Below are 14,325 nucleotides of genomic sequence, written 5' to 3' on the forward strand. Positions count from 1 at the left end.
ACAAAAATATAGATAATGACATCAAATACCATTTATGGTATAGACGTTGCCAGGGGGTCGCCGCGTTCCGGTCAGGTTCCACGTTATGCAGTTGCTATCCTGAAAGACGGTTCGGTTTACAGGCATTCGATGTTGAAAATGCATCGTATTTTCAGGATGATAAAAGATGATCATCCAATGATGATAGCTGTAGACAATATCTATGAACTGGCAAAAGATAAGAAGGAACTGATTCATTTCCTGGAAAAACTCCCTTCAGGTGTGAAACTCGTACAGGTCACAGGTGGATTGAAGCAGGTTTCCCTGCCCTTTCTTGCCCACAAGTATGATATTTCAATAAATCCCCGTGATCCCGGGGATGAAGCAGAAGCCTGTGCAAGACTGGCTGAAATGGGGGTAGGAGTGGAAGTATCCCTTTTTGAGGATAAAACAAAAATAAAGGTAAGCAGGGCGCGTTCTCTTGGCCGGGGAGGTTGGAGTCAGAATCGTTATCGACGTAAGGTTCACGGAGCTGTGAAAGTAAAAAGCCGTGAGATCGAGTCGATACTTAAAGGGGCTGCAAAGGAGCGCAACTTCAATTATACAAGCAAAGTCGTCAAGGGTTTTGGAGGTTATGTCAGGTGTGAATTTACCGTTAATGCACGCAAGTCCGACATACCCATCCATTCTTCATCAGGTTCGGATGTGCAGGTAAATGTCAGGAGTCTTGTGAGGGATAAGATACAGTACATACCTTTGAAAAGCAAGGAACGTAGGCCTACCATCGTGGGTGTTGACCCGGGCACGACTGTTGGCCTTTCCATACTTTCCCTTGAAGGTGATGTTCTACATTGCGCCAGTTATCGGGGTATTTCCCATGATGAAGTGGTGAAACTTATTTCTGAATACGGTAAACCTGCAATAGTGGCGACCGATGTATACCCAATGCCTGCAGCAGTGGAAAAAATCAGGCGTAGTTTCAGTGCTGTCAGTTATTCTCCTGGTGGCCCCATTCCATCGGAAGAAAAGATTGAACTGGCAAAACCTCATGGTTACTCCAATGACCATGAAAGAGATTCTCTTTCCGCTGCCATATCAGCTTATAAAAAATACAGACAACTTTTCCTGAAGATTGAAAGCAAGTCTCCTCCTTACATGGATATCGATAAAATAAAAGTCGAAGTTATCAAAGGTTCATCCATAGAAGAGGCTATTAGTTCTTTGAAGGAAAAGAAGCAACCATTGAAGGCCCAAAAAAGTGCAGCAGAAACTTCTGATTCTTTTTCTGATGGTATTGATGATGAAACCTACCGTAAAATGACAGAAAAACTCAAAAGCAGGGATTTGGAGATTGCTGAATTGCAGGAATATGTGAAAGAGCTCATTGATCAACGCAGGTCAAGGGATAGTACAATCTCCAACCTGGAATCAAAAATTCGGCAAATGCGTGAAACTGAACGTATTAAACTGCAAAAGGAAAAAGAGATTTCAATTCGTAATAAGAAAATTGCGAACCTTAAAAAGGATATCAAACGTCTGAATAAGAGACTTCATGATTCCAGGGCTCAGGTAAATCGCCTTAAACGTATAAAAAAGATGGAAAGCAGGGGTGAAGGCATTCCTGTGAAGGTCATTTCCTCTTTTAGCCGTGAAGCCATCTTGAATGTAGCAGATGTATATGGCTTAAAAAAAGGTGATGTTGTTTATTTCCAGGACCCCAGTGGAGGAAGCGCTTCAACTGCTGGCCTGCTTGCCGATTATTCACCAAAAGCGCTGATCGTGCCTGCAGGAATATCTTATGCGGCAAAAGAGGTATTTTTCGAGAAAAGTATTCCTGTAATTGAAGATCTGGAAATACAAAAGGAGGGTGATTTTGCAGTTGTATCTCCTAAAACTTTGAAAATTGCAATTGAAAACTGGTTTGGCATAGCTGATCACTGGAAAAAAGAAAAAGAGGAAGAGAAATTAAAATCCCTTGTGGATGAATATAGAAGTGAGCGCCGTCGTGGCATAACCTGATATTCAGGGCCATTTCCTGTCAAAGAAAGGATTCTTTCCTGAAACGCTTAATGGAATTCCCATAACGACATCCGCTTCTACCAAACCCAGTGAACGTGCAGCGTTTCCTGCCGAGTACATTATACGGTTATCTATGCACAGGTCTTTTGCTTTAGCCACAGCAGATCCAATAGCAATTCCGAGGTCTATGTTCTTGAAAGCACAGTTAGGACCCGCATAATCTCCTTCTATCCTTTTTTGAGCTTTCATTTCTGCACATGTTGCAAAGCCGCAGGCAGCACAGTTTAATTTAAGCGGCTCGGCATGTTTGACTCCTATAGCTATAAAGGCATCCGCCTGTCTTACATTTGCTGCATCCCTTTTCAGGAATTGGAATCCATCACCCTTTTCATCAGCGATATTTTCCATCTTGCTTGCGATATCTTCCATATCTTTTCTATCAGCCAGGGCAGTTACTATATCATCAATTCCCTTGCCCTTTGGAGCAGTTCTGGCTGCTGCTAATATGATCCTCGCCATTTCTGCTACTTCTTTTTTTTCCGGATTTTGTTCCATGCATAACGGATTGATAATACTGGTCTTTAATTGTTTCGGATATTGCACGAAAATGTAATATTCAATGCCGGGATTGTTGGCACTATGCCACGTTCGGCCCTGATACTTGCAGGAGGAAAAGGAAAACGGTTTGGTTATAAAGAAAAGGCCCTGATAGAGATTGAAGGAACGCCTGTAATCAGCCGGATAATCAGCACACTCGAGCCTCTTGTGGATGAAATAATAATATCCCTGCGGGATAAACACCAATATGATTTACTTGCTCCAGTTATGGGAAAATTACCGACGGCTTTTGACGAGCAGGAAGGTGTCGGCCCCCTTGCAGGCATACTGGCAGGATTAAAAGCTGCCTCTTATGAATATATTTTTGTCACAGCCTGTGATATGCCTTTTCCTGACCCTAAAATAGTTGAGTTTCTCTTCTCAAGGTCCAAAGGTCACGATTGCGCTCTCATAAAAAGAAAAAACGGCAGTTATGAGCCTCTCTGTGCAGTTTACAGAGTTTGCCTGCTGATTCCCCTCATTGAAAAGTCGATACGGGATAACAGGTATTTCATTCTGTCACCCGTATTTGAAATGAATGACATGGTTGAAGTGGATATAGCTGAAATTGAAAAAATGGATCCATTCTTTGCATGCCTCCAAAATATTAATACTCTGGATGACCTCAGGGCAGTCAGGAATGATTTCAACGGGTCATAAGGGTTTCACCGGTTGAAGGGGCATAGGCCTCAACACCAATCTCGTCCCGTATCCATTGTGCGAACTCTTCCGCATCATCCCCGTGCATTGTGTACACGGTTTCAGTTCCCCTGTCGCAAAAGTCCCTTACGAGTTCTTTCAACTCTTTATCCCCGCAATGGGCCGAAAAATCGTATTGCTCCAGTTTGCATCTCAGATGTTGTATTCGGTCATTTATTTCGAGAAAACCACTATCAAGAGCAAGTCTGCCATTTGTTCCTTCTACCTGGTATCCCGTAAGCATTACTTTTGTTTTCGGATCGTCAGCTTTCTTATCCAGATAATGGAGTACAGGACCGCCATTAAGCATTCCCGCAGTTGTTACTATGACCGAACCTTCCAGAGGAATTTTATTTCTCTTGTTTCCTTTTACAGTAGTAGCAAAACCAAATGCCTTTTCCAGTTTTTGTGGATCTTTTAGATATTCTGGATGATTCAGCATCTCATCTGTCATTGCCACTCCCATGCCATCCACAAAACAGGGAATCTTCTCCGAATGGAGTAACATCATAATTTCCTGTGTCCGTCCAATGGCAAAAGCAGGGATAATGACCGTACCACCAATATCAATTGTATCAATAATAGATTCAATAAATGCCTTCTCGATCTCCTGTCGGGGTGGGTGGTCTTCTCCGAAGTATGTGCTCTCTGTAATCAATATATCCGCATCAGGCATTGTGTCAGCTTTTGATACAAGCCTGGAATCAATGGTACTTATATCACCTGTATAAAGCAGACTTTCTCCTTTTTTATCCTCAAGATATATCGATGATGCACCCGGTATGTGCCCTGCACTATAGATCCTGGCAAGATAGTCGTTTGTCCTGACCTCTTCTCCAAAGTGCTTTCTTCTTGTAATCTGGGAAAGTTTCTGCAAATCTCCTTCATCATACGGTTCGGGTAATCCTCTTCTTTCTGATATTTTTAGTGTGTCCCTGCCCAGGATTTCAGTAAACCTGGATGTCATATGTGTCATGTACACCTCTGGACTCAGGTCCATGAGGTTGGGAACCGCTCCGCAATGGTCAAGATGGCCGTGGGAGACAAAAATGCTTTTCGGAAAAATGCCATCTACAGGATAATCAGGCCTGTCTCCCGGTTTGATGCCGTAATCTATCAGGATCTCTTCATTCACCAGAATTGCAGATCGTCCTACCTCCCTGCAACCCCCCTTAAAATCAATACGCATAGTTTTCTCCCCTTTAATATGCAACTGCTTCCTGCCATCGGATTATTTTACCCAGAGGTATATTTGTAGTTTTTGAAATTTCGTTTGCATCTGAATTTTCAAGTTCATCGACAGTTGAAATGCCTGCAGAATTTAGTTTTTCTTCGGTAACTTTCCCGATACCCGGAATATCACTGATCTTTTCCGGTCGAGGTGTTGCAGCTTTTTCTTTCTTTTGTTCTTCTTTCCATTCAAGGTAGTTACAATAGGGACACCCCAGATCCCATGCTCTTTTCTTCTGCCCCTTTACTTTTATGTGGTACAGGCTGTGTTTGTCACATGTCTTGTCGGTAACAAGTATATGTCCGCTTTTTGGAAGGGGCAGGGAAAATGTACAGTCGGGATATCCCTCGCATCCGATAAATCTTGAACCCCGGCGTGAGCGTCGTACGATCAGGTCACAGCCACAATCCGGACATTTGCCAATGATCTTATCTTTTCTCAGGCCTTCCCTGAGGGATTCGGATATTTTCTCACGGTTATCCTCCAGTTCCTTAAAGACATCTGTCAGCATGTACCTGGATTGCTGCAGTACCTTTTCTTCAGATGTATTGCCCTCTGCAATGCGATCCATGTCTTCTTCAAGGGTACTGGTCATGTCTGGTCTGGTAATTGTGGGGGCATAATTTTCCAGGCCTTCTACCACCGCATATGCAGTCTGGGTAGGCTGGAGGGGATTGCCATGCACGTATGCTCTTGAGTAAAGTTTGCTTATAATCTCATGACGTGTGGCTTTTGTTCCCAAGGCCATGTCTTCCATCATTTTGATAAGTCTTCCCTGACCGTATCTGCCCGGAGGGTTCGTTTCCTTATCAAGCATTTCTTTATCATTAACAGGAAGTATCTCCCCTTCTTCCAAAGCAGGGAATAATCTATCTTCCGGAGCATTGTAGGGGTAATACCATCTCCATCCTGACTTTACAAGCCTGGAACCATTTGCCCTGAATTCCTCTTCATTGATATCAAACCTGACTTTCATGGTTTCCCATTCTGCATTTTCGGCAAACGTAGCAAAGAAACGCCTGACTACAAGTTCATACAGTTTCCATTCATCTTCCTTAAGCTGGGATTTCTTCGCAACTGATGCAGGGAAGATTGGCGGATGGTCTGTAGTTTCTTTCTTTCCCTTTGTGGGTTTGAGCTCTTTTTTTGCCAACAGCTTTTTTGCATATTCACTGAAATGGCCTTTAGAGAAAATTTCTATCTGTTCCCGCAGGTCAATTGTTGAGGGATAGACAGTATTGTCGGTCCTGGGGTATGAAATATAACCGTTGGTATAGAGGGATTCTGCTATTCTCATGGCATTGGCCGGGGTAAATCCAATCGAGTTGGCAGCCCTTATGAATTCGGTTGTATTGAACGGCGTGGGTGGCTTGTCTTCTTTAGTGGAAGTTTCCAGGGAAGAGACCAGTGCTTCATCACCAATAACTCCAAATACCCGGTCTGCTTCTTCCTTTTCCCAGAAGCGGGTTTTCTTATGCCTGATTTTGAAATTTTCTCCGTTTTTAGCCAGGTCTACATATATTTCCCAGTAAGGTGTAGGTACAAAAGCTTCTCTCTCTTTTTCTCTGTCCACAATAAGGGCAAGGGTTGGTGACTGTACACGTCCGACCGATAGGAATTGCTTTCCAAGTCTTCTGGAGGCCAGGGAAATAAAACGTGTGAGACTGGCACCCCATACCAGATCAATCACCTGTCTGGAATGTCCTGCATCTGCGAGATTGAAATCGATTTTTGTAGTGTTTTCGAATGCTTCCTTGATAGCTGCAGGTGTGATTGCACTGTATACTGCCCTTTCATATTCGATGTTTTCGTTTACTCCCTTTACGATATTGAGAGCTTCAACACCAATAAGCTCACCTTCCCTATCGTAGTCAGTGGCAATCGTAACCTTTGTTGCTTTTTTACCGAGTTTTTTCAGGGCGCTCACAATTTTTGCGTGGGTGGGTGTAACAATAAGTTCGGCGTCTACGAGTTCTTTTGCTTCAACCTTCTGCCAGTTATTATATGCGGGAGGGAAATCGAGCTGGACTATATGTCCGCTAAGCCCGATAACTATGGTTTTTTCATCGTTCCCAAACTCATAGGAGTCAATACCGCTAATCCTTTTTTTCTGCGGCTTTTTTGGACTGAGAATAGATGCAATTCTTCTTGCTGCAATTTGTTTTTCGGCTATTATCAGGTGCATTGAGAATCAGGTTATAAGTTGTTTTTTCTATTATCTATAAATATTTCTGTCAAAAGAGTCATTGCATATAAATGTATCTTTCAGCAAATATCAATAACGTAGTCTCAATTTATCTTTTTAAATGCCATATCTACCGCTTCTTTTGCCGAATGGGCAGGGATTGTTCCTTCAATATCCCACTTTGAACAAAGTCTGATGACTGGTTTGCCGTTTTTAATAGACAGTGCTATCTCTGATAATGTACCATATTCCCCGCCAACTGCTATAGCCGCATCGCATGAAGCCGCAATGATTGCATTTCTTGCATGTCCCATGTCCGTTACTATGGCGATGTCAACATAAGGGTTTGCTTCATTTGCAGAAGGCCCGGGCAGTATTCCAATAGTTTTGCCGCCTTCTTTCTTACATCCCCTGCAGGCAGCTTCCATAACACCTTTCATGCCACCACAAAGAAGGCAGGCTCTCCGTTTTGCAATCTCCCTTCCCACCTCTTCTGCAAGGCTGTCGATTTCACTGTCGCAGGACCCGGCTCCGATAACTCCAATCTGTATCTCCATATTTTGCCTCCGTCTCAGATGTATTCATTCTGGATTTGTATGATGTCTTCACTATTGTTTGCTTTACTATAATCTTCCAGAGGTTCTCTGTTAAGTTCCAGAAAAGTATGTCCCCATCGGAATTTTGACAGAATATTTTCCGCCTGATCTTTGTTTCCCAGAATATATAAAGCCGCTGCAAAAGCTTCGACAGAATTCATTTTAAAAGGTTTGCCAAAATTCACCGGATTTGAAGCTAGTAGATAGGGCAACGCACGATGCTGTAACTTGCGGCGCAACAGTTTAGGAAAAATTTCTTCCACAGTATTCCAGGAACAGTCAAGGACAATAATGTCTGAAATCTCACCGTCTGCAGGAGAAAGGGCTTTTTCTGCCAGTGGGTCCAGTAAGATGGATCCCTTTGGGAGTGAATTTATTTTTTCATGCAGTCGGACCAGATCAAATTTTTTGAGTCTTTTACCTGTGCATTTTTTGGGATCACATTGACGGGCATGATAAATATGGAGTCTGAATTCTTTCATTCAGGCTATATTATTCATTAATGATACATATTGTTTGTTCAAAAAAAGCGTGTGATTCGGCCGGTTTCGTGCCGGCCAGAATCAACAAAGGTGGTTGTATGATATTTGCTCCCGTAGTTTACGGGGGCGGGCAGACTTGCTAATCTGTCCTACTATAAAATGAGGGTTGTTCTATTATTTAAATGTTAACGGCGAATACTTTGTACAATTCCATTCCTCTTTTTGCATATTTGGGATGTCTTTTTTAGTATAATTAGACTTTTCGGAATCCAGGGTATTTTACAATCAAAGATCATTCCTGGTTTTGTCAATAATCCTTGTGCCATATTCAGTTTTTCCATATGTGTATATTTCAAGCTGATCCTTTTTGATCAGGCAAACAGCACCCTTTGCAGGATTGCTATGGTTATTCAGTGTGGAATGTATTGAAAGTAATTTATTTCCAAACCACCATTTATATCCTGTATCCAGTGAACTATGGGCACGAATAATCATTTGCAGGTCATTAAGGTGCAGAAATCTTTCCACAATGTCAGGGCCAAAGGTCCGTATATCTCTTCCTCTTATGGAGAAGTTCAGGCCCGGTATCTCAGACGGGTCATTCCAGAGATAATTAAATGAATTTTGTTTTGTGATCGCTGTTGTTTTTATAATATCCTCGATACCGCCGTGGACGCAGAATATTTTTTTGTTTATTACAGCTGCTACAGGCATTTCTTCAAACACGATATTAGCAAAATTGAACAGCTCACTATCCTTCAGCTCATCAAAGAATCCACTTTTCTCGTTCATCTGCTTTGTTTCATGATTCCCTCTCAGGAGGAAGACATTTTTTGGTGAGGCAATCTTTAATTCCAACAATCTTGAAAGGACTTCTGCAGAATTTCTTCCACGATCTACATAATCTCCCAGGAATATTATATTTGCAGGCTCTAACTCTTCTTTAATTGAAATTGCCATGTTCAGGGCTTCAAGGTCCCCATGCAAATCCCCGATTATCATTGTGGGAAGCTCTTTTATTCTTATTACTGCATCTTCTTCCCTGAACAAGTTTCTCGCATGTGTTAGATTGGCCTGAAATTGTTCGTTCTGGTTCATATCCACTCTCTTTAGACTTCTGTAGAGGAATATTTAAATTGATTCTGGTTGATATGGGGCTCATATTGATGGAGGCGAAAAATGGGTTTGATTAAAGGTGCCGTCATAGGCTTGATAGTAACATTTGTACTTTATTTAGTTCCGTTTGTAAACATGTTTTCTCCATTTATAGGCGGCTTTGCAGGAGCTTATTCCGAGGTGCGCTCTGCATGGGATGGCTTTTTAGTAGGCACATTAATGTTCATATTGATGGTGATTCCCGGTTTTATTCTGGCAGGCTTTGTGGGTTCCCTTTTCCAAAATATACCGGGTTTGATGGCAATTGTAACAGGACTGGGTGCAGGCATGTTCTTCCTGATTATGTTGCATACCGGTATAATTGGTATTATTGGAGCAGTTCTCGGTGGGCTGCTGGCTCATGATTAAAAGTATGTCAGATTATTGGTATGTATATGCCTGAATCAGAAAAACAGGTGATGCATATTGGATGGGATGCTGAAGCCGTCTTCATCAGCCGTCCCAACCGGTTTGTTGCGATTGTAGATATTCCGTCATCTGGTATACAAAACGTGGAGGTCCATGTTCACGACCCCGGAAGGCTGGTTGATCTGCTTTACAGGGAAAACCGGTTACTACTGAAAAAGGCGACAAATCCCCATCGTAAAACAAAATGGGATCTCATTGCTGCAAAAAAGGATGATGGCTGGGTACTTGTAAATTCTGCATATCATCGCAAGATTGCTGAGTGGGTATTATCGGATCCTGATATTAGTCCTCTGGGACAGGTGGATTCAATTTTGCCTGAGCAAAAACTTGGTGAAAGCAGACTGGATTTTCTTGTTTTCAAAGGGGACAAACGTATTTGGGTAGAGATTAAAGGGTGTACCCTTGTTAGGGATGAAGTAGCCCTCTTTCCCGATGCTCCTACAACAAGGGGCAAGCGTCACCTTGATGAACTTACACTGGCAAAGAGAAACAGGGATCATGCAGCAGTTCTTTTCTTGGTTTTCAGGCCTGATGCAAAATATTTTTCCCCTAACCGGCTAATGGATCCGGGATTTTACGGGGCATATCAAAAGGCCAGGGAGGCAGGAGTAGATTTTTATCCGCTTCTGTTTACTTTTCGGGAAGGGATTATTTATTTTTATAAGATACTTTCTTCACATGAAATTTGAATTGGCTACAAGCCACACTAGATAAAAATTAGTAATGTGCAAGTTGTATGTTCTTTTCAATACACTCAAGAATAAGCATATACAGAGCCAATTACTTATTTGAGGCTGATTATGTATATGCCAATAATGAGTATATATTTTATGTATAACAAACCATAAATATGGTGTTTACTCTTCTACTTTCTGCTATATGGGAATCTGTTGGTGTATATGGATAAAAATATTATTGAATACAGGGACCTTAGCATTATTCATTCGCATCAGAAGGTTCTGGAGAATTTCAATCTTACAATAAATGAAGGTGAAAAAGTTCTAATCAGGGGGAAATCCGGAACCGGTAAATCCACCCTTTTCCTGTGTCTGCTGGGATTGATGCGTCCTTCAGGTGGGGATGTTTATTTTAAGGATTTGCCGGTTAATGGTAATTCTGTTTCTCTTGTGCGTACAAAAGTAGCCTATGTTCCCCAGAATGTTGATGTTGGAAGAGATAGTGTAAACGAGTTCTTTGACACTATATTCTCCTATAATGCCGTTGGGTTTACTCCTTCTTTTGAAAAAATCCAAAGGTTGCTTGAATGGTTTGAACTTGATGATTCCATTCTCAAAAAAGAATTCAAATCTCTCTCTGGAGGGGAAAAACAGCGTATTGTACTCATTTTGTCTCTACTTCTGGAAAGAAATGTATTATTGCTTGATGAACCCACTTCTTCCCTCGATTCTTCATTAAAATCAAAGGTAGTTGACTATTTTGTCAATGACCCTTCATTAACAGTAGTTGTCATTTCACACGATCCCCAGTGGGAAAAAGAAGGTTTGCGTGTTGTGGATATTCCAAACAAATGAGGTGCATAGATGGCAGAAATTAACGTAATTCAAAACATCGGTGTTTCCGGATTCATATTCTGCGCCTTGTTGCTTATTCTTCCCTTTCTGGTAAGTTATTATTTCAAATTGGGTATCATAAAGAAAAGTGTCATTATCGTATCGCGGATGTCTTTCCAGTTATTCCTGATAGGGCTTCTGCTTACCGTAGTTTTTGATATTAATAACCCGCTTATTAACGTTTTATGGGTATTTGTAATGCTGTTCTTTGCGACATATACCATACTCGAAGGAACAGAGTTCAAGACAGGACCTTTTCTTCCCACAATGCTGATCCTTTTTTCCATTGCAAACATACTGGTTCTGTTTTATTTTACCGGTTTTATCATAAAACTTGATGATATCTTTGAAGCTCGCTACCTCATACCCATTGCAGGTATGCTTATGGGTAACTCCTTGCGTGCAAATATTGTTGCATTGAACGATTTTTATCAAGATGTAAAGAACAATGAGCAACGTTACCTGTACAGGCTTTGTGTTGGTGCATCCAGGAAAGAAGCCTTATTTCCCTATATGCAAAGGAGTATGCTATCTTCTCTCAAACCGACTCTTGCCAACATGGCAACAATGGGTATAGTATTCCTGCCGGGTATGATGACCGGTCAGATATTGGGGGGAGTGAATCCCATACTGGCTATCAAATACCAGATAACCATAATGGTAGCTATTTTTGTAACTACTGTGCTGGGTGTCCTGGTTTGTGTGATTGTAGTCGTGGAGAAAGGCTTTGATGATTATGACCTGATGGTCGAAGATATTAAAAAAGTATGATTAAAAGGCTCTGTAGAATTCATCATTTGAATAATTACTGAAACAGTGATAGCTCTGTATCTATTATAATTTAAAAATTTGAACTTGGCCACTTTCATCTGATTTATGTATTTTGTAACCTTCAGTTCTTCCCCATATCTCCGTTTTTAAAAATAGAACTTCATTTTACATTTCTTTAATTATAGATGTCTTCATCAAATTCATTTTTCAAGTGAAAGGAAGTTATTTTCCTTTCTTTTTTTCCTTGGCAAGTTTCTTTTTGGCATCTTTGTCGCCGCCGGCTGCTAATTCTTCCAGTTTTGCCAGTTTTTCTCTCTTTGCACCCTTTTTTCTGTTTATATCTTTTTTCGACATTGCCATAATCAAATACCTTCGTTGCATTTTCCTTATGCAGCAGTATAATTCGTTTTAAACACTATTTATGAGTTTCTATGAAATTGGCTTTGCAGAAAATCTATACTTCACGTATAAGCAAAAGAAAACACAGAGAAAGCGAAGATTTTCTTTGAAAATTGTGTTCGATGTGGTTGCATTTGTATTCTCATGAGGATTTCTACAAAGCCAATTAACATTAAGTATATATTAAATGTCTTATATATACAATTCTGGCACAAATTATATATGGATTATGAGTTTATCTGAGGGCCGGGCACATTTGATTCTATAAGGGGTAAAATATGATTATTGACATGCATACACATTCTTTCTATTCCGATGGTACACTTTCACCTGAAGAGCTTGTTAAGGAAGCTTCTGAAGTGGGACTGAAGTCTATATGTCTTACGGATCACGATACACTGGATGGTGTTCTTTCTGTTGGTGACACTACGTCAAGATATGGTGTTGAATTAATTCCGGGAGTGGAATTGACAGCCAGATATGCGGGAATGGAATTTCATATACTGGGTATGGGCATTGATGTTGGGAATACCAAATTAAAAAGTGTGCTTGCAAAGATGGCTGGTGAAAGATTTGAGAGGGCAAAAGAGATATCCTCTCTTCTGGGAGAGCATGGGTGGGAAGTCAATATATCTTCCCTTTCCTATTCAAAAGGTACGGTTACCACACATGATATTGCAAAAGCGGTCACAAACAGGGAGATTTCAGCGTTTGATTTTCATAATGAATGGCTAAGTTCGGATTCCCCATGTGTTGTGGGTACTTCTTCGATGCCTGTTAAAGATGCTATTTCTATGATACAAAAGGCAGGTGGCAAAGCGGTCTGTGCTCATCTTCTGAGAACACTTGGAGAACAAGGTCAGGTTGATAATCTTTTGAAAATCGCTTCAGACATGGTCGATATGGGCATTGATGGCTTTGAAACATTCTATGGGCAAAGCCGTATGATGAATGTATCTGTAATGAATTCAATAGCTGATCGCTATGGTCTTTTAAAAACCGGTGGTTCGGATTATCATGGACCGGGCCATAAGGGCAGATGCCCTCTTGGTCAGTATTACTCTTATGGGTTTGGTTATGATCAGGAGAAAGTGTTGCAGAGTGTTCGGGTAAGACCACTGCTTTCCTGTATCCCATAAAATTTAAAGTTGCTTTATTCCAAGTTCTTCGGCAAGTTCATGAACTCTTTCTATGGCCTCTTTGCCGACACCTTTTTTCTTCATTCGGTTGATGCGCTCCTCTGTGGATATGCGTTTTGTTCCCTTCACAAGATTATCCGCATGAGCAACTACTTTCTCTTCCATGGAGAGGGGAATATAATCCTGTGGCGGAAGTCCCATTTCTTTTGCCTCCTCCGCAGGGATACCTGCACCAATATGGTTCCTTATAATATCTATTAGTTTTTCATTAAGGCCCAGTTCAGTCGCACGCCGGCTACCGGCATCTGCATGCATGATGCCGTGTGTGGTACCTCTTCCGATATCATGTAAAAGCCCGCCGATTCTGACGAGTTCAATATCGACATCGTAGCCCCTTTTTTGAAGCCTGCCTGCGATCTCTTCGGATGCCCTTGATACTTCAATGCAGTGCTGGATTACTTTTTCAGAGCACCCTTCGTTTTTGAGTAACAGTATTGCATCCCTGTAAGAGATCATTGCTCAACTTTCCTGCAAGGCAGTAAGTCTTTCTTTTAGTGTCTCAACCATTTCCGTATTTTCCTGGAAGGTCAGGTCTTCACCACATACCGGACAAAGAAAATGGCAGTCAGCTGCATTGTTGAATAGAATCCTTATGCATCCTTCCGGGCAGACGTAAAATACGTTATCCTCTTCAAAATCCAGACGAGCCTGAAGGTTCTTAACGAGTTTTTTCTTCTCTTTTGTCAGCTGGGTGTCTATGTCATCCATGTCAAGTTGCCAGAGGTATGTCAGCCAGCCGCTGCTTGAATCCCTTTCACGGCGACATACGGAGAGTTTATTCTCGTTCATTATGAATAGGTTTCTTCGAACAATATTCAATAACACACCCGTAGCTTCTGCTATTTCCTCGTCGGTGACTTCACCTTCGGGCATGTTCTCAATCATTGTGATTCCTTCTTCTCCAAGCAGCTGAATCAGGTATCCTCGTACTACAGGGTCATTTAAATCTATCAATTGATCGCCTCATGGAAAGGAATTAGTAATAAGTAGAGTTTACGTTTTCTACCTTTCAT

Annotated in this window: 16 protein-coding genes; 7 read left to right on the forward strand and 9 right to left on the reverse strand. The window is 41.4% G+C overall.

The window, feature by feature from the left end:
• The first annotated feature begins 15 nt into the window (after positions 1-15).
• Positions 16-1,998, forward strand: coding sequence for a DUF460 domain-containing protein (locus tag BKM01_RS03810; protein ID WP_072359774.1), 1,983 nt, complete (start codon positions 16-18; stop codon positions 1,996-1,998).
• Positions 1,999-2,001: 3 nt separating this feature from the next.
• Here the strand turns inward: BKM01_RS03810 and BKM01_RS03815 are convergent, their stop codons facing one another.
• A complete protein-coding gene (locus BKM01_RS03815; protein WP_072359772.1) occupies positions 2,002-2,553 on the reverse strand; it encodes a ferredoxin domain-containing protein in 552 nt (183 codons plus the stop codon).
• A gap of 42 nt (positions 2,554-2,595) precedes the next feature.
• Between BKM01_RS03815 and mobA the strand changes: the two genes are divergently transcribed.
• Positions 2,596-3,255, forward strand: coding sequence for a molybdenum cofactor guanylyltransferase (gene mobA, locus BKM01_RS03820; protein ID WP_143744137.1), 660 nt, complete (start codon positions 2,596-2,598; stop codon positions 3,253-3,255).
• On the opposite strand, the gene BKM01_RS03825 is transcribed toward mobA, so the two are convergent.
• From BKM01_RS03825 to BKM01_RS03845, 5 genes are all read right to left on the reverse strand, one after another.
• On the reverse strand, positions 3,242-4,483 hold the full coding sequence (locus tag BKM01_RS03825; protein WP_072359770.1) for an MBL fold metallo-hydrolase: 1,242 nt from the start codon (positions 4,481-4,483) through the stop codon (positions 3,242-3,244). The genes mobA and BKM01_RS03825 overlap by 14 nt on opposite strands.
• A 13-nt stretch (positions 4,484-4,496) precedes the next feature.
• Positions 4,497-6,710, reverse strand: a complete 2,214-nt coding sequence (locus BKM01_RS03830) for a DNA topoisomerase I (RefSeq protein ID WP_072359768.1) — start codon at positions 6,708-6,710, stop codon at positions 4,497-4,499.
• A gap of 104 nt (positions 6,711-6,814) precedes the next feature.
• Positions 6,815-7,267: a TIGR00725 family protein gene (locus tag BKM01_RS03835; RefSeq protein ID WP_072359766.1), complete on the reverse strand. Its 453-nt coding sequence runs from the start codon at positions 7,265-7,267 to the stop codon at positions 6,815-6,817.
• Positions 7,268-7,281: 14 nt separating this feature from the next.
• Positions 7,282-7,788, reverse strand: a complete 507-nt coding sequence (locus BKM01_RS03840) for a DUF367 family protein (RefSeq protein WP_072359764.1) — start codon at positions 7,786-7,788, stop codon at positions 7,282-7,284.
• 285 nt (positions 7,789-8,073) lie between these two features.
• The gene (locus BKM01_RS03845) at positions 8,074-8,886 is read right to left on the reverse strand and encodes a metallophosphoesterase (protein WP_072359761.1); all 813 of its coding nucleotides are present in this window, start codon (positions 8,884-8,886) and stop codon (positions 8,074-8,076) included.
• Positions 8,887-8,967: 81 nt separating this feature from the next.
• Here BKM01_RS03845 and BKM01_RS03850 point away from each other — a divergent pair, with 81 nt between their 5' ends.
• The 4 genes from BKM01_RS03850 (at position 8,968) to BKM01_RS03865 (ending at position 11,714) form a co-directional block, all read left to right on the forward strand.
• Positions 8,968-9,312 carry a DUF5518 domain-containing protein gene (locus BKM01_RS03850; RefSeq protein ID WP_072359759.1) on the forward strand — a complete coding sequence of 115 codons (345 nt, stop codon included), beginning with the start codon at positions 8,968-8,970 and terminating at the stop codon, positions 9,310-9,312.
• A 26-nt stretch (positions 9,313-9,338) separates the two neighbouring features.
• Positions 9,339-10,061, forward strand: coding sequence for a DNA/RNA nuclease SfsA (gene sfsA / locus BKM01_RS03855; RefSeq protein ID WP_072360276.1), 723 nt, complete (start codon positions 9,339-9,341; stop codon positions 10,059-10,061).
• 210 nt (positions 10,062-10,271) lie between these two features.
• Positions 10,272-10,904: an ABC transporter ATP-binding protein gene (locus BKM01_RS03860; RefSeq protein ID WP_072359757.1), complete on the forward strand. Its 633-nt coding sequence runs from the start codon at positions 10,272-10,274 to the stop codon at positions 10,902-10,904.
• Positions 10,905-10,913: 9 nt separating this feature from the next.
• The gene (locus tag BKM01_RS03865) at positions 10,914-11,714 is read left to right on the forward strand and encodes an ABC transporter permease (RefSeq protein WP_072359755.1); all 801 of its coding nucleotides are present in this window, start codon (positions 10,914-10,916) and stop codon (positions 11,712-11,714) included.
• A gap of 222 nt (positions 11,715-11,936) precedes the next feature.
• Here BKM01_RS03865 and BKM01_RS10885 read toward each other — a convergent pair whose 3' ends face one another.
• On the reverse strand, positions 11,937-12,074 hold the full coding sequence (locus BKM01_RS10885; protein ID WP_169922774.1) for a hypothetical protein: 138 nt from the start codon (positions 12,072-12,074) through the stop codon (positions 11,937-11,939).
• 317 nt (positions 12,075-12,391) lie between these two features.
• On the opposite strand from BKM01_RS10885, the gene BKM01_RS03870 reads away from it, so the two are divergent.
• Positions 12,392-13,252, forward strand: a complete 861-nt coding sequence (locus BKM01_RS03870; protein ID WP_072359753.1) for a PHP domain-containing protein — start codon at positions 12,392-12,394, stop codon at positions 13,250-13,252.
• Positions 13,253-13,255: 3 nt separating this feature from the next.
• On the opposite strand, the gene BKM01_RS03875 is transcribed toward BKM01_RS03870, so the two are convergent.
• Positions 13,256-13,768, reverse strand: coding sequence for a TIGR00295 family protein (locus BKM01_RS03875; RefSeq protein WP_072359752.1), 513 nt, complete (start codon positions 13,766-13,768; stop codon positions 13,256-13,258).
• A gap of 3 nt (positions 13,769-13,771) precedes the next feature.
• On the reverse strand, positions 13,772-14,266 hold the full coding sequence (locus BKM01_RS03880) for a transcription factor (protein ID WP_072359750.1): 495 nt from the start codon (positions 14,264-14,266) through the stop codon (positions 13,772-13,774).
• Positions 14,267-14,325 lie beyond the last annotated feature (59 nt).

This window comes from Methanohalophilus portucalensis, from assembly GCF_002761295.1.
In the GTDB taxonomy this organism is placed as follows: domain Archaea; phylum Halobacteriota; class Methanosarcinia; order Methanosarcinales; family Methanosarcinaceae; genus Methanohalophilus; species Methanohalophilus portucalensis.